This is a genomic window from Achromobacter sp. 10T422, from assembly GCF_056394065.1.
The window spans coordinates 1-15,033 of sequence record NZ_JBFTHD010000003.1; the positions used below are offsets into that span (position 1 = coordinate 1).

The window sequence follows — 15,033 nt, forward strand, 5'->3', positions numbered from 1 at the left end:
TCTGGTCGTAGCCCTTGGCTTCGCCACCGAACTTGTTCGACAGAACGGTCGTGATAGCTGCCGTCAACGTCGTTTTGCCGTGGTCAACGTGACCAATCGTACCCACGTTCACGTGCGGCTTGGTACGTTCAAACTTGCCTTTTGCCATGGCTGACTCCTGACCTGGATTGCGCTTCAGACTGAAGAAAAGAACTTGGAAATTTGTGGTGCCCATGGCGCGGATCGAACGCGCGACCTCTCCCTTACCAAGGGAGTGCTCTACCACTGAGCCACATGGGCATTTAAAAATCTTGGAGCGGGTGAAGGGAATCGAACCCTCGTCGTAAGCTTGGAAGGCTTCTGCTCTACCATTGAGCTACACCCGCGGCATACCCATCACCTTCTCTCATCCCAGACTCTTCAAAATCAAGGCCTGGGGAACCTTACAGCCTTTTTTGCAAAGGCCGCCCAGTTCCCTAGGCCTAATTTTAAAATCCAGGCAGACATCGCCTGGATATAGAGTTGGGTCTCTGGTGGAGGAGATTGGATTCGAACCAATGTAGGCGCAAGGCCAACAGATTTACAGTCTGCCCCCTTTAACCACTCGGGCACCCCTCCAGCGGAGAACTTGAGATTATGAACACTTTCGAATCCGGTGTCAAACCCTTCGGATGAAAATATTCAAAACTTTTGTTCAACCACTCGCGTTTCCGCGCAGAGGGGCCGAATCTTACAGGTTTCCGCGAATTGATGCACGCAAAAGCTGCGAATAGTCGTCGGCCGTGAAAATAATGGGGTTGGTTCCGCCTGACGGATCTTCACTGGCCATGCGCCCTACCCGCTCGGCCTGGCCCTCGTCGATGCCGATCTCGGCAAGGGTATGAGGGATGCCCACCGTCTCGCGCAGGCGCAGCACCCAATCCAGCACGGCCCCCGGCCCCGTCGCCGGCAGATCCAGGTACCGCGCCAGCGCTTCCAGCCGCGGCGCGACCGCATGCTGGTTGGCTTTCAACACATAGGGCATGAGGATCGCGTTCAACATGCCGTGATGCGCGTCGTACAGCGCGCCCAGCGGATGCGCCAGCGCGTGCATGGCGCCCAAGCCGCGTTGAAATGCCGTGGCGCCCATGCAGGACGCAACCAGCATCTGCTGCCTGGCCTGCAAATCCGCGCCATCAGCCACCGCTTGCGGCAGGTATTCCTTGATCATCCGCATGGCTTCAATGGCGATGCCGGCCGCCATCGGATGAAAGAACGGCGAACAGTACGCCTCCAGATTGTGGGACAGCGCATCCATGCCGGTTGCGGCGGTGATCTTGGGCGGCAGGCCCACCGTAAGTTCCGGATCAAGAATCACAATTGCGGGCAGCATGCGCGCGTGGAAAATGATGCGCTTGACCTCGGCGGCCTCGTCCGTGATGACCGACGCCCGCCCCACTTCCGACCCCGTACCCGCCGTGGTCGGCACCGCCACGACCGGCGCCATGCCGGCCACATTCACGCGCTGATAGTTGTCGCCAATGTCTTCGAAGTCCCATAAGGGACGCTTTTGTCCCACCATCAATGCAATCGCCTTGGCCGCATCCAGCGCCGACCCGCCCCCAAATGCAATGACGCCATCGTGCCGGCCCTGTTGATAAGCCGCCACACCGTCCTCCACGTTGCGTCCGGTGGGGTTGCCCTTGACCTCGTGGAACAGCCCGCATTCCAGCCCGGATTGGCGGCAAGCACGCACGGTGTCGCCCACCATCGGCAAAGCGGCCAAGCCTGGGTCCGTGACAAGCAGCGGCCGCTGCATGCCTAGCTCGCGGCACCAATCAGGCAGTTCTTTAACGCGGCCGGGGCCGGCCTTGATGGCAGTGGGATAGTTCCAATTGACGCTGGGCACAGTCATGATTCGATTCCTGAATGCGTCGTGTCAGACGCTGCGCAGATGGAAGGATTTCGCTTGCGTAAGTTGCTCGTAGCCGACGACGGACAGAGACACGCCCCGCCCCGTGTTCTTCACGCCAGTCCAGGCCAGCGCCGGGTCCAGGTAATCGCAGCGATTCATGAAGAAGGTGCCGGTCTGCACTTGGCGGCCTAGCGCCAGCGCGGCGCTTTCGTCCTGCGTGAACACCGCCGCCGTCAAACCATAGGGACTGTCGTTCATCAACGCCACGGCTTCATCATCGGTCTCTACCGGCATGATGCCAACCACCGGACCAAAGCACTCATCACTCATGATGCGCATGCGATGGTTTACTCGCGTAAGCAAAGCGGGTGCAACGTAAGGCGAGCTTTCACTCGCATTCTTGAAATGTGAGGGATCAATCAGGTTTTGGGCGCCGGCCGAAACGGCTTCGGCAATAACCTCGCGAATCTCAGCCGCCGCGCGGGCGCGAACCACCGGCCCCAAGGTCGTATCGGCATGCAGCGGATTGCCCAGCACGTAATCGTTCGTCAACGCCACGGCGCGTTCAACAAACTCGTCAAACACCGGCCGCGCGACGTAAATGCGCTGAATACCGCAGCAAGACTGGCCCGAGTTGAAAAATGCGCCATCCACCAAGGTCTCKACGGCGTGTTCCAGTTTGGCGTCCGCCCGCACATACGCCGGATCGTTGCCGCCCAGCTCGAGTCCCACGCCGATAAATCGCCCCGCCGCGCTTTCTTCGATGATGCGGCCGCCGCGCACGGAACCCGTGAAGGACACGTAGCCGATCTCGGGTGCGCGGATCAGGCGCTGCACCGTGTCGTGATTCGCATGCAGGTACTGGAACACGCCCTTGGGCGCGCCAGCGTCTCTAAACGCCCGTTCGATCAGCTCGGCGCATAACGGCGTCTGATCCGAGTGCTTCAGGATTACGGTGTTGCCGGCCATCAGAGCCGGCACGATGCTGTTCACCGCCGTCAGCAAGGGATAGTTCCACGGCGCGATCGTCAGCGCCACGCCGATCGGTTCGCGGCTGATGAAACGGGTAAAGCCGGCTTGTTCAGGCACACGAATGGGGGCCAGGGCCTCCTCGGCAATCGCGATCATGTGGCGCGCGCGCGATTCGAAGCCGCTGACCTCGCCCGGCGTATAGCGCAACGGCCTGCCCATCTGGATGGTGATGGCCCGCGCAATGTCATCGCGTGCGGCCACAAAGCGGTCGACCGCCGCCGACACGATGCGCCCCCGTTCCGCAATGCCCAACGCCTGCCACGCGGGCTGCGCAGCCTTAGCCTGCGCCAGCGCCTGCGCAATCTGCGCTTCACTGGCATAGGCTCGCCGAACAACCTCGCGCCCGTCGATGGGACTGATGGTGATGAGTTCCTGGGTCATATCGGCCCTATGCAAACAGGTGGACGGGGATCAGATGATTTCGAAATAGCGCGCCAGCTCCCAGTCGGTCACGTGACGGCGGAACTGGCGTTCTTCCCATTCACGGGTCGCAACATAGTGCTCGACGAACGGCGCGCCAAACAGATGATTTGCGGCTTCGGACTCGCGCAAGCGCTGCGCAGCCTCCCACAACGTCGTGGGCAAACGCAGATGGGCGGGAAACTGCTGTGTGTATGCGTTGCCTTGCACCATGGGTTCGGGTTTCAGGCCTTGTTCGATGCCATACAGTCCCGAGGCCAACGCGGCGGACAGCGCCAAATAGGGGTTGGCGTCCGCCGAGCCGATGCGCACTTCGACGCGCTGGGATTTGTCGCTGCCTGGAATCAGCCGCAACGCAGTGGTGCGGTTCTCCATGCCCCAGGTCGCGTCCAGCGGCGCCCAGTAGCCAGGCACCAGGCGCGAATAGCTGTTGATCGTCTGCGCATACAGCGCCATGAACTCCGGCAGATAGCGCTGCACGCCCGCCATGAACGAGACCTGCGCCGCGCTCATCCCATGCGGTTGGGATTCGTCATAGAACGCCGAGCGTCCGCTCTTCTTGTCACGCAGCGAAAGATGGATGTGGCCGCTTTGCCCGGGATGGTCGTGCGACCACTTGGCCATGAACGTCGCCATCAAGCCGTTTTGCTGCGCCAGTGCTTTGGTAAAGGTCTTGAACAGAAAGGCCTTGTCGGCAGCATCCGCCGCCTGATCCACGGCGAGGGCCGCTTCCAGCACGCCCGGGCCGGTCTCGGTGTGCAGCCCTTCGATGGGCATATCCATGCGTTCGCACATATCCAGCAGCTTGCGGTAGAAGTCCCCTTCGACCGTGCTGCGCAACATGGAATAGCCGAAATTGCCGGGCGTCCAGTTTTCCATGTTGCGGTAGTGCTTGGCGCGCACCGAGTGGGGCGTTTCGCGGAACATGAAGAACTCGTATTCCAGCGCGGCATAGACGTCAAAACCCATACCTGCCGCGCGATCCAGCGTGCGATGCAGCAGCCGGCGGGGGCAGATGTTGCCCGCATCGCCTTCGAACTCGGCCAGGAACAGCAGCATGTCTTCGCCGCCGGGGCCTTGCTCAAGCGGCAACCGGCGTGCGCTTTGCGGCACGATGCGCAGCTTCGCATCGGGATAGGCGGTGTGCCATCCAGTGTATTTGGTGTTGTCGTAGAGCTGGTCATCGAGATCCCAGCCAAACACCACATCGCAGAACGCCAGGCCAGAACGCAACGCGCCCAGAAACTTGTCGCGCCGCAAATACTTGCCCAGCATGACGCCGTCGACGTCGGACAGGCCCACCTTGATATGCGAGAGCGGGCTGGTTTGCACCAGCCGCTCCGCGTCTTCCACCGTTGCTACCCCAAGTGCATGCATGCTTGTTCACCTTGTGGCTGAAGCGTTGCGTTGAACTGCGGGCGGGCGGCGCGGCGTTCAGGTCATGGCCGCCCCCAGCACCCGCATCGCCTGGCGATGCAGCTGCGGCGTGGCGGCCGCGACGACGCGGCCCTGCGATTCGAGGCTGAGCGGCTGCCCCGACCAATCGGTAATGACGCCGCCCGCGCCTTCAATCACGGGCATCAGCGCCAGATAGTCATACGGTTGCAAGCCGGCTTCGACCACCAGGTCGACATGGCCGCTGGCCAGCAAACCATAGCTGTAGCAGTCGCCCCCGTAGCGGCGCATGCGCGCGGCGCCGGTCAGGGCGTCAAACGCCGCCAGTTCGGCGCCTTCGAAGATATCGGGCGAGGTGGCGTACAGGATGGCGTTGCGCAATTCGGTGCAGCCACTGACCTGACAGGTCTCGCCGTTCAGACGGGCGGGCGAATCGGACGCGCCGATCCAGCGTTCTTCCAGCATGGGGATGTCGATCAGGCCCAACACCGGGCGGCCGCGATGCAGCAGCGCCAGCAGCGTGCCCCACAACGGGTTGCCCGAAATGAAGGCACGGGTCCCGTCGATGGGGTCGAGCGACCACACAAAATCGGCTTCGGCATGCTGGGCGCCGAACTCTTCACCGAAGATGCCATGTTGGGGATAGTGCTGCGCGATGGCCTCGCGCAAGGCGGACTCGACTTCGCGGTCAGCTTGCGTGACCGGGCTTTCGTCGGCTTTGGTGTCGATAGACAGCGGGTGGCGGAACCACTTGCGGGACAACGGCCGAACCTGATCCGCGAGGGTTTGCGCGAACGAGGAATATTCGGCCAATTGCTGCGCCGACAGGGCGGCGGACGTTTGCATCAGTGAGCTCCCAGGGGGTTTTTCCAGTCTAGACACGTTGCCCCAAATTTGCAAATATACCTAAAACTGCAACTTCACCGTTGTCATATGAAGTCGCCGTACGCATTCGTAGCTCGCCACCGTTGCCGTGTATTCCCTACCGGAGTTCCATCATGCAATGTATGAAGAAGCTTAGCGTTGTGGTTGCAGTAATTTCCCTAAGTTGTGCACAGGCGGTCCACGCCGGCGCCATCACCGTCTACACCGCGCTGGAAGAAGACGAGATTGCCGCCTACCTGAAGGCGGCCAACGCGGCCATGCCGGACGTGAAGGTCAACGTGCTGCGCTTGTCCACCGGCGACCTGGGCGCGCGCCTGATCGCCGAGGCGGCCAACCCCCAGCAGGATCTGATCTGGGGCTTTGCCGTCAGCAACATGCTGGACCCGCGCTTGCAGAATCTGCTGGAGCCCTACGCGGCCAAGGGCATCGACGCCCTGCCCGCCCAGTACAAAGGCGCAGACAACAAGTGGTTCGCCGCGACCGGCTACGTCGCCGCATTCTGTGTGAACACTGATCGGCTGAAATCCAAGAACCTGCCGATGCCGACGTCTTGGGAGGATCTGGCCAAGCCGGTCTACAAGGGCGAAATCGTTATCCCCAGCCCCGCTGCGTCCGGCACTGGCTACTTGCAGATCGTCGCCCTGTTGCAAGGACTGGGCCAGGAGAAAGGCTGGGCATTGTTGAAGGACCTGGACAAGAACGTGGCGCAATACACGCCATCCGGGTCCCGCCCCTGCAAGATGGCGCGCGCCGGTGAATATGCCATCGGCGTGTCGTTCGCCTTCCCCGCCATGCAATCCATCGACGAGGGCTACCCCGTCAAGATGGTGATTCCCAAACAGTGGGTCGGATACGAGCTTGAGGCATCCGGGCTGATGAAGGCGGCGAAGAATCCCGCCGACGCCAAGCGCTTCCTGGACTGGACGTTATCGCCGCAAGCTGGCGCCCTGTACAGCCAGTACAAGGAGCTCGTCACCCTGCCCGGCGCCGCCCCCAACAAAGCGGCCGAGGCCGCGGGCTTGCCAAAAGATCTGACGACGGTGCTGTATCCGGTGAACTTCCAGACGTCTGCCGCCGAGCGCGACGCCACCATCAAGACCTGGCAAAACACCATCAAGCGCTGACGCCTGCGCGGCGGGCGCCGCCCGCCGCCATCCGCCCGGGAGACCTCATGTATCTGGAATTGCGCGGGATACGGAAAACCTTCGACGCGTCCGTGGCGCTGGAAGATATCGACCTGTCCGTTGGCGAGCACGAATTCGTCTGCCTGCTGGGGCCCAGCGGTTGCGGCAAGACGACCTTGCTGCGCATCGTGGCCGGGCTGCTTCCCTTTGACAGCGGCGCCATCACGCTGGGCGGACGCGACCTGAGCGGGCTGCCTGCCCGCAAGCGCGGCTTTGGCATCGTGTTCCAGTCGTACTCGCTATTTCCAAACATGACGGTGGCCGAAAACGTGGGCTACGGGCTGCGCATCCGAGGCGAACCGCGCGACCGCATCGCGGCGCGTGTGGGCGAATTGCTGACGCTCATCAAGCTGCCCGACTATGCGGCGCGTTATCCACATCAGTTGTCGGGCGGCCAGCAGCAGCGTGTGGCACTGGCGCGCGCGCTGGCAGTGGACCCGGCGCTGATCTTGTTGGACGAACCGCTGTCGGCGCTGGACGCCCGCGTGCGTACGGACATGCGCGCGGAAATACACGAGGTGCAACGCCGCCTGAAAATTCCCACAATCATGGTGACGCATGACCAGGAGGAAGCCCTGACGCTTGCCGACAAGATTGTCTGCATGAACGATGGGCGCATCGAGCAGGTGGGGTCGCCGTCCGATCTGTATCTGCGGCCCCGCACCCGTTTCGTGGCCAACTTCGTGGGGCTGAGCAATCTGCTGCCCACCGACTGGGTGCGCGACGCCATGCCGCAACTGCTGGCATCGCGGCCCGACGGCGCCAGCGAACGCTACGAGGCCTGCCTGCGGCCCGAGAACCTGCGCATCGCCGCCGATGCGCACGGCCCCGGACGCGTGCAGGACATGACGTTCATGGGCAATCTGACCCGCTTGCGCGTCGCCTGGCTGGGACGTGAGCTGGTGGTGGAACAACATGGTGCGGCCGGCCTGTCGCGCGGCGCAGCCGTGCGGCTGGACATGGAGCCCGGCCACTGCGCCTGGGTAGCGGTATGACCGCGCCAAGCGGAATGTCCGCATGAGCACGCTACAAGCCGGCGCCGCCATCGCCACGCCCGCCGGACGCGCGCCCTGGTCCGCCGACCGGCTGTTGCTATGGACCTGCGTCGCCATTCCGCTAGCCGGGCTGGCACTCTTCTTCCTGTATCCGCTGGCCACCGTCGCGTGGCGCAGCCTGGTCGAGAAAGACGGCTCGATCGGCCTGGGCAACTACGCCGAGGTCTTCGCCACCCGCGGCATCCTGACCGCCACGGTAAACAGCCTTGTGATGAGCGCGGCGACGACGCTTATCAGCATCACCGCGGGCTTCGCCATCGCGTATGGGCTGGACCGCAGCTGCATGCGCGGCAAGGGCATCGTGCGGCTTGCGCTCGTGTTGCCATTACTGGCGCCGTCGCTCGTGCAAGGGCTGGGCCTGATCTTCATCCTGGGACGCAATGGGCTGGTGCATCGGTGGACCGGCTGGGAAATCGATATCTACGGGTTCTGGGGCCTGCTGATATCGAACGTGTTCTATGCCCTGCCCCAAGCCGTGCTGATCCTGCAGGCGGCGCTGCGCAACATGGACGCCCGCTACTACGATGCGGCCGAAGTCATGGGCGCATCCAGCACGCGCCAATTCTTCGACATTACCTTGCCCAACTGCAAGTTCGGCTTGCTGAGCGCAGGCTTCGTGGTGTTCGTCATCACCATCACCGACTTCGGCAACGCCGCGGTGATCGGCGGCAACTACCGGGTTCTTGCCACCGAGATCTACAGCCAGGTGTCGGGGCAAATGAATTTCGGCATGGGCTCGGTAGTGGGCATCTTGCTGTTGCTGCCTTCGCTGATTTCAGTGCAGATCGAACGCGTGGCGTCGCAGCGCCAATTCGGCTCGGCGTCGCCCAGCGGCATACGGGTGGCGCCGCAACCGGCACGCGCGCGAGACCTGGCGTTTGGCATCGGCGTGCTGCTGGCTTGCAGCACGATCATCCTGACAGTGGCCACCGTTGTCTTCGCCAGCTTCATGCGGCTATGGCCGTACCGGATGGAGTGGACGCTCAAGCACTACGACATCACCGTCAGCGGCGGCTATGCGCCGTTGTGGACGTCGCTGTATCTCTCGCTGGCGGCCGCAGGCGGCGGCGTGCTGCTGTTGTTCTTCTTGAGCTTCGGCGTCTGCCGCATTGGCCGCGGCTGGGCGAAGGTGATCTATCTGCTGTCGGTGTTGCCGGTGGGGGTGCCGGGCCTGGTGCTGGGGCTGTCGTACATCTTCGCGTTCAACGCGCCTGGCACGCCGCTGTATGCGCTGTATGGCAGCGCGGCGCTGATTGCGCTATGCAACTTCTACCACTATCACACGCAAGGATTCCTGACGATGATGACGGGCATGCGCGCCGTGCCGCAAGCCCTGGAGGAAGCGGTCAGCTGCCTGGGGGGCGGCACCATGCAAGTGCTGCGCGACGCCGTGCTGCCGCTTATCGCCCCCACGGTATTGGGCGTGTTCTTCTTCCTGTTCATGCGGTCGATGGTGACGCTGTCGGCGGTGATTTTCCTGGTGACCCCATCGGTCAGCGTGGCGCCCGTATCGGTGCTGCGGCTGGACGAAGCTGGATTCGTTTCGCAGGCGGCGGCGTATTCCACGCTTATCATGCTGGTCGTTGGAGGTTCTCTGCTGGCCATGCGCGCGTTGATCGTCGGCGCGGCGCGGCGGCGGAGATAGATTAGGAAGCATCGGATATGTGGCAAGAAGAGCGGTATCAAAGAATCCGCGCCCTGCTGTCTTCATTGCAGCAGGTGTCGACGGACCGCATCGTCGGCGAGCTTGGCGTGTCGCGCGAAACCGTCAGGCGTGATCTGCTCGAATTGGAAGCCATGGGCGAATTGCGCCGCGTGCATGGCGGCGCGGTGCCAGTGCACAGCGAGCCGCCCATCGCTGAACGCGTACACACGCGCGTCAAATACAAGCGCGCCATTGCCCGCGCGGCGGCGGGGCTGGTGGCAAGCGGCCAGACCTTGTTCCTGGATGCGGGCAGCACAACCAGCGTGCTGGCCGATGAGTTGGCGAAGTTGTCGGGGCTCACCATCATCACCAATTCGTTCGATGTGGCGTTGAAGGTGGGCGCGGCGGGCAACGGCGCGAATCAGCTGTTGATGCTGGGCGGGTCTGTCGGCGGGCCGGTATGCGCCACCGCGGGCGACATCACCATTGCCGAAATCCACCGCTACCGCGCTGACTTCGCGTTGCTGTCGCCCGTGGGCGTGGATGCTGAATGCGGCGCCACCAACTACGACTTGCGCGAAGCCGAGGTGGCCCGCGCGATGACGGCCAACGCCAAGCAACTGGTCCTGCTGGCTGACTTCAGCAAGATCGGCCTGTGCAGCCGCGTGTCATTCTGCGGCGCTGACCGCATTGATCATCTGGTGACGAACACCAGTGCACAGAAATCGGCGGCCTACACGGCGCTGGAGTCAGCGGTGGGCAACGTGCTGGCGGTGTAAGCCCGTTGCCCTGCGCCCAATTAGACCTTGGCCTTGACCTTGGCCTTGACCTTGACCTTGACCTTGGCCTTGACCTTGACCTTGACCGTGAGCTTGGCCTTGGCCTTGGCCTTCTCGGTCGCGGTCGCATTAGTCCAGCGATACCCCTGCCGTCTTCACCATGTCGGCCCAGTACACCGTGTCTTCCTGCAAGCGCGTCTTGAACGCATCCGGCTGGCTGCCCACCGGCCAGCTGCCGCCGCTGTTGATCTTGGCGATCACGTTGGGCGACTTCATGGCTTGCCCGACCGCTTGCGCCAGGTAGGCGACGCGCTCGGGCGGCGTGCCGGCAGGGGCAAACAGGCCATACCAATCATCGGCGGTGATGCCGTCCAGACCGCTTTGCTTCAACGTCGGCGCCCCCTTGAAAATGCCGATGCTGTTCTCGTGGCTCAAGGCCAGGATGCGCAGCTTGCCTGCGGCCACCATGGGTTCGGCCGACGCGGGTGACGTGATCAGCATATCGACGGTACCGCCCATCAAATCGGTGATGGCGGGCGCCGCGCCGCGATACGGCACGTGCACCAGATTCACACCCGCTTTTTTCGAGACCAGCGCGCCCATCAGATGGCTCATCGTGCCGTTGCCGGGCGTCGCATACGTGATGATGCCCGGCTGCTTGCGCGCGGCGTCCAGATAGTCGGCCAAGGTCTTGTACGGGCTTTCGGTGCGCGCCACCAACACCAGCGGCGCAGACGTGATCTGCGAGATCGGCGTGAAGTCCTTCACCGGATCAAAGCCCACGTTCTTGTACAAACGCGGGTTGACGGCCATGACGCTCGTCTGCGACATCACCAGCGTGTAGCCATCGGGCTTGGCGCGCGACACTTGCGCCGTGCCGACGTTGCCGCCTGCGCCAGAGCGGTTTTCCACCACAACGCTCTGGCCCGTAATGGCGCCCAGCTCCTGCGCAATCAGCCGCGCCACGTTGTCATTGCCGCCCCCGGGCGGGAATGGCGAGACGACGGTGATGGCCTGCTTGGGATAGTCGGCGGGCGCCTTGAGCGACGGCGTTTGCGCTTGGACGCCTGCCCCCCACGTCAAGCCGGCAATGGCCAACGCGGCCGCGCCGCAAGTGTGCAATGCATGGTGCTTCATCTGGATTTCCCCTTGTGTCTGCGGCCGGATACTCGGCCGTCCCTGCATTCCGGTTCGCCATGAACCGTCCGCACCCCGCCGGCACCTGCCGCCGGGGCGTATTGATTGCGTTGATGCATTGGGTATGCCGCGCGGCCTCTGCGGGCCGTTGCGGCATGCGCCCTATCGGACGCGGCGTGAATGGGCGGCGTCAGCGCGCCGGAAAGCGATAGCCCGCCAATTCACGCTCATCGATCTGCTTGACCAGGTTGGTCTCCCACGCCAGATACTGGCGCGCCGCGGCTTTGTTGCCATCGTGGCGGTCGTGCACGAAGAACAGGTAGTCGATGCATTCATCGTCGGCCGGCACGGCGGGCGTGGCCGCTTGCGCAATGCCCGCTGCCTGCCAGCTGGCCGGCGTGCCGGTGTTCACCTTGATGTCTTGCACGCCCAACGCGCGCAAATCTTCAGCGGCCCACGCCGCCACCGCAACGTCTTCGGCCAGCAGCACGACAGCGCGCGCAGGGTCCAGCGCCAGCCGATGCAGACGCGGCCGAATTGACCACTGCGCACCCGCGATGTGGCCTGCGCGATAACGCATGCCGGGTCGAACATCGACGGCTTGCGCGCCTTGCGCCAAGGCGCTGGCCAGGCCGGAATCGGACAGCATGGAAACGACGGGTGTTTGCACCTCGGGCGTCTGATGCGTCAAGGCGGCGTTGATGCCTTCTTGCAGCACGCAGGCGTCCCAGCCCATCTGCCGCAACCAGCTGGCCACGACCGGCGCGCGCACGCCTTCGGCGTCGAACACCACGATGCGCGCACCGCGCACGGCCAAGTACTGGTCGGTGGCCTGCACCAGCTGCCCACCCGGCGTATGCTGCGCCCCCGGCAACGAGCCTTCTGCAAATTCTTCCGCGCTGCGCACATCGCACAGGAAGGTGCTGCGCGTTGAATCGTGCAGCCATTCCTGCACCGTAGCGGCGCTGACGAATGGCACGCCATGGCGTTCGGCCAGCTGCGCCGAGCGGCCGGCCAACGCGGGCAGGTCTTCGGCCGCGACGCCGTCGTCATAACGGCGGCGTGCACCATGTTCCAGTTGCAGGTCTTCCAGATACCAGCCCTGCGTGCCGTTCTCCAGCGCGTAGACGGGGTTGGGCACACCCAGATTGATCAGCGTCTGAGCACCGATGATGCTGCGCGTGCGGCCGGCGCAGTTGATCACGATGGTGGTCTCGGGGCGCTTGGCCAGCGTATGCGCGCGCAGCGCGAGTTCGCCATTCGGGCAGCAGATGCCTCCGGGGATGCTCATCTTCTGGTATTCGGAATAAGGCCGGCCATCCAGCACGATCAGGTCATCGCCGCGTTGCTGGCGTTCGGCCAATTCACGCGCGCCGATACGAGGGGTGTGGAAAACTTCTTCGGCCAATTCGCCGAAGGTTTTGCTGGGCACATTCACGCCAGCGAAGGCGGCGTAGCCATCTTGCTGCCATTGCGCGATGCCGCCTGCCAAGCGATGCACCTGTCCATAGCCCAGCTTGACCAGCGCCCGGGCGGCACGAGCCGCGGCGTCGTCATCGCCGCCATTGTCGTACACCACCACGCGCACGTCGCGCCGCGGAGCCAATCGCACGATGTCGATTTCAAGCCGGCTGTACGGCACGGGCGCGGCGTAGAACAGATGCGATTCGCCGTACTGGCCGTGTTCGCGCACATCCAGCAAGGCGATCTCGTGGCCGTCGTGCAACCACTGCTTCAGCGTGTGGGCATCGATGTCTGCAAAGGAAGAAGCGGAGGTCGGGTGCATCATGAGATTCGAAGGGAACGAGAGGATTGGGTCATGGCGGACAGGCCTTGTTCAAGGTCGCCGATCAGGTCTTCGGGCGCTTCCAGGCCGATATGCAGGCGCAGCATGGCGCCGCGAGGGGTCGCGTCAGGCAACGCGCGCGAGGCCAGTTGCACGGGGATCACCAGGCTTTCAAAGCCGCCCCACGAGGCGCCGATACCAAACAAACGCAGGCTGTCGATCAGCCGCTCGGCGTCTGTCGCGGTGAAGCCGTCGTTCAGTTCGACGGTCAGCAGGCCATTGGCGCCGGAGCAATCGCGCTGCCAGATGGCGTGCGACGGATCGCCGGGCAAGGCGGGGCACAGCACGCGGGCCACTTCAGGGCGTTCCAACAGGAACTGCGCGACCTGCATTGCGTTCTTGGCGTGTTGCGCCATGCGCAGCGGTAGCGAACGCATGCCGCGCAGCACCAGAAACGCATCGTCGGCGCCGACGGTCTGGCCGAAGTCGATGCTGGCGCGTTCCAGCGGACGCCAGGCGCGTGCGTTGACCACCACGGCGCCCATCATCACATCGGCATGTCCGCCCAGATATTTGGTGGCCGCCAAGATGGAAATATCGGCACCCAGCGTGAGAGGTTTGTATATCAAACCCGACGCCCACGTGTTATCCACAGCCAGCCAGCAACCGTGTTTTTTGGCAGCTGTGGATAAGTCGCACAGGTCCGGAAATTCGTACGTCAGCGAGCCCGGGGCTTCGGCGTAGATCATCTTGGTGTTCGGCCGGATCAGCGCCTCGATGCCCACGCCATCCGGCCGGTAGAACGTGTGTTCAATGCCCAGACGCGTCAGATGCTCGGCGCAGAAGCGGCGCACCGGCTCATACACGGCGTCGGTGATCAGCACGTGATCGCCCGCGCGCAGATAGGCCAGCAACACGGTGGCGATCGCCGCCTGCCCCGTGGGATACAGCGCCGCACGAAAGCCCTGCTCCAGCTCCACCAGCGCGTCTTCCAGCGCATGCGTGCTGTCAGTGCCGCGCGCGCCATAGGACGGCAGGCGCTCTTCTTCGCGGCGTGCGCGCGTATCGCGCCAGGCTTCGACGCTATCGAAGACGTAGGTGCTGGCGCGCGTCACCGGCGTATTGACCCATCCTTGATGGGGACGCCCGGCGCGCAGCAATCGCGTAGTGGACTGGTAGGGCTTGCTCATGATCAGCGGCGCGTCTTCACGCCGATTGGCATGACTTTGCAGGTGCCGGCGTCCAGGTCGAAGCCCAGGCGTTCGTTCAGCGTTTCCAGGGCGCGGCCGTACATATGCAGGTGGCGGATGACGCTGTCGCCCTGGATTTCAACGGCGTGGATGTCGTCGGGCATCAAGGCGATGCCGGCGCCTGGGCCCACGACGACGGTGCCCGTCTTTGCAAGCTTGCCCACGCCCGGCACCGAGCCATCATCCAGGCGGTCGTACACGTAGTTGTATTCCACGCCTTCCACGGCAGCGATACAGGCCCAGGTGGTGTGGTTGTGCGGCACGATCTTGTTGCCGGGGCGCATGACGTTCAGGTACAGCGCGTAGCTCTTGTCGGGGTCTTCCGCGATCAGGTAGCGCGCCTGGCGCTCACCGTCTTCCGGGGGTGCGTAGCGGTCGCCCGTCCACCAGTCCGTGTGCGCGGCCAAGCCCACCAGCTCTTGCAGAACGTCGTTCAGGCTGTCGCGGTTCAGCCCCTTATTTCCTACAGTTTTTTTAATATTTCCGATGGCGCTATCGATGCCGGCCTGATGAGGATGTGCAGTGCTCACTTTGGTTTTCCCTCTTGTCTCATGAGTTATTGCACTTAATGTATCGCTCGGACCCTGCGCCA

General features: G+C 63.5%; 13 protein-coding genes and 3 tRNA genes. 4 read left to right on the forward strand and 12 right to left on the reverse strand.

Translation table 11 applies throughout. The annotated features are described in order from the left end of the window. The 8 genes from AC1DB0_RS07630 to hisN form a co-directional block, all read right to left on the reverse strand. The coding region (locus AC1DB0_RS07630) for a GTP-binding protein (RefSeq protein ID WP_441372500.1) at positions 1-148 on the reverse strand (148 nt) is incomplete at its 3' end. Between the two features lie 56 nt (positions 149-204). After that, a tRNA-Thr gene (locus AC1DB0_RS07635) sits at positions 205-279 on the reverse strand. Between the two features lie 12 nt (positions 280-291). Then, positions 292-365, reverse strand: a tRNA-Gly gene (locus tag AC1DB0_RS07640). 145 nt (positions 366-510) lie between these two features. Next, positions 511-597 (reverse strand) — tRNA-Tyr (locus AC1DB0_RS07645). Between the two features lie 112 nt (positions 598-709). Then, a complete protein-coding gene (locus AC1DB0_RS07650; RefSeq protein WP_175170420.1) occupies positions 710-1,873 on the reverse strand; it encodes an iron-containing alcohol dehydrogenase in 1,164 nt (387 codons plus the stop codon). A 24-nt stretch (positions 1,874-1,897) separates the two neighbouring features. Next, complete coding sequence (locus AC1DB0_RS07655) at positions 1,898-3,286, reverse strand: aldehyde dehydrogenase family protein (RefSeq protein WP_175170421.1); 1,389 nt, start codon at positions 3,284-3,286, stop codon at positions 1,898-1,900. Positions 3,287-3,316: 30 nt separating this feature from the next. Further along, entirely contained in the window at positions 3,317-4,702 is a 1,386-nt protein-coding gene (locus AC1DB0_RS07660; protein ID WP_054420862.1) for a glutamine synthetase family protein, read from the reverse strand. Between the two features lie 57 nt (positions 4,703-4,759). Continuing rightward, complete coding sequence (hisN, locus tag AC1DB0_RS07665; protein WP_054420863.1) at positions 4,760-5,566, reverse strand: histidinol-phosphatase; 807 nt, start codon at positions 5,564-5,566, stop codon at positions 4,760-4,762. A 152-nt stretch (positions 5,567-5,718) separates the two neighbouring features. Between hisN and AC1DB0_RS07670 the strand changes: the two genes are divergently transcribed. The 4 genes from AC1DB0_RS07670 to AC1DB0_RS07685 are packed head-to-tail and all read left to right on the forward strand — an operon-like array spanning position 5,719 to position 10,268. After that, the gene (locus AC1DB0_RS07670; protein WP_054420864.1) at positions 5,719-6,729 is read left to right on the forward strand and encodes an ABC transporter substrate-binding protein; all 1,011 of its coding nucleotides are present in this window, start codon (positions 5,719-5,721) and stop codon (positions 6,727-6,729) included. Between the two features lie 47 nt (positions 6,730-6,776). Further along, positions 6,777-7,784 (forward strand): ABC transporter ATP-binding protein, encoded by a 1,008-nt coding sequence (locus AC1DB0_RS07675; protein ID WP_342067506.1) that lies wholly within the window; start codon positions 6,777-6,779, stop codon positions 7,782-7,784. A gap of 22 nt (positions 7,785-7,806) precedes the next feature. Next, a complete protein-coding gene (locus AC1DB0_RS07680; protein WP_476757311.1) occupies positions 7,807-9,489 on the forward strand; it encodes an ABC transporter permease subunit in 1,683 nt (560 codons plus the stop codon). Between the two features lie 17 nt (positions 9,490-9,506). Then, positions 9,507-10,268, forward strand: a complete 762-nt coding sequence (locus AC1DB0_RS07685; protein ID WP_054420867.1) for a DeoR/GlpR family DNA-binding transcription regulator — start codon at positions 9,507-9,509, stop codon at positions 10,266-10,268. A 129-nt stretch (positions 10,269-10,397) separates the two neighbouring features. On the opposite strand, the gene AC1DB0_RS07690 is transcribed toward AC1DB0_RS07685, so the two are convergent. From AC1DB0_RS07690 to AC1DB0_RS07705, 4 genes are all read right to left on the reverse strand, one after another. Continuing rightward, positions 10,398-11,405: a Bug family tripartite tricarboxylate transporter substrate binding protein gene (locus AC1DB0_RS07690; RefSeq protein WP_175170423.1), complete on the reverse strand. Its 1,008-nt coding sequence runs from the start codon at positions 11,403-11,405 to the stop codon at positions 10,398-10,400. A gap of 190 nt (positions 11,406-11,595) precedes the next feature. Continuing rightward, complete coding sequence (locus tag AC1DB0_RS07695; RefSeq protein WP_342067508.1) at positions 11,596-13,194, reverse strand: rhodanese-like domain-containing protein; 1,599 nt, start codon at positions 13,192-13,194, stop codon at positions 11,596-11,598. After that, positions 13,191-14,381: a cystathionine beta-lyase gene (gene metC / locus AC1DB0_RS07700; RefSeq protein ID WP_175170425.1), complete on the reverse strand. Its 1,191-nt coding sequence runs from the start codon at positions 14,379-14,381 to the stop codon at positions 13,191-13,193. Before metC ends, AC1DB0_RS07695 begins: the two co-directional genes overlap by 4 nt. Before the next feature lie 2 nt (positions 14,382-14,383). Next, complete coding sequence (locus AC1DB0_RS07705) at positions 14,384-14,971, reverse strand: cysteine dioxygenase family protein (protein WP_054420871.1); 588 nt, start codon at positions 14,969-14,971, stop codon at positions 14,384-14,386. Positions 14,972-15,033: the final 62 nt, after the last annotated feature.

Excerpts from the sequence above, each read along its gene's own strand:
- AC1DB0_RS07690 (WP_175170423.1), bottom strand. The coding sequence starts at position 11,405 with ATGAAGCACCATGCATTGCACACTTGCGGCGCGGCCGCGTTGGCCATT.
- hisN (WP_054420863.1), bottom strand. The coding sequence starts at position 5,566 with ATGCAAACGTCCGCCGCCCTGTCGGCGCAGCAATTGGCCGAATATTCC.
- metC (WP_175170425.1), bottom strand. The coding sequence starts at position 14,381 with ATGAGCAAGCCCTACCAGTCCACTACGCGATTGCTGCGCGCCGGGCGT.
- AC1DB0_RS07660 (WP_054420862.1), bottom strand. The coding sequence starts at position 4,702 with ATGCATGCACTTGGGGTAGCAACGGTGGAAGACGCGGAGCGGCTGGTG.
- AC1DB0_RS07685 (WP_054420867.1), top strand. The coding sequence starts at position 9,507 with ATGTGGCAAGAAGAGCGGTATCAAAGAATCCGCGCCCTGCTGTCTTCA.
- AC1DB0_RS07675 (WP_342067506.1), top strand. The coding sequence starts at position 6,777 with ATGTATCTGGAATTGCGCGGGATACGGAAAACCTTCGACGCGTCCGTG.
- AC1DB0_RS07680 (WP_476757311.1), top strand. The coding sequence starts at position 7,807 with ATGAGCACGCTACAAGCCGGCGCCGCCATCGCCACGCCCGCCGGACGC.
- AC1DB0_RS07670 (WP_054420864.1), top strand. The coding sequence starts at position 5,719 with ATGCAATGTATGAAGAAGCTTAGCGTTGTGGTTGCAGTAATTTCCCTA.
- AC1DB0_RS07650 (WP_175170420.1), bottom strand. The coding sequence starts at position 1,873 with ATGACTGTGCCCAGCGTCAATTGGAACTATCCCACTGCCATCAAGGCC.
- AC1DB0_RS07695 (WP_342067508.1), bottom strand. The coding sequence starts at position 13,194 with ATGATGCACCCGACCTCCGCTTCTTCCTTTGCAGACATCGATGCCCAC.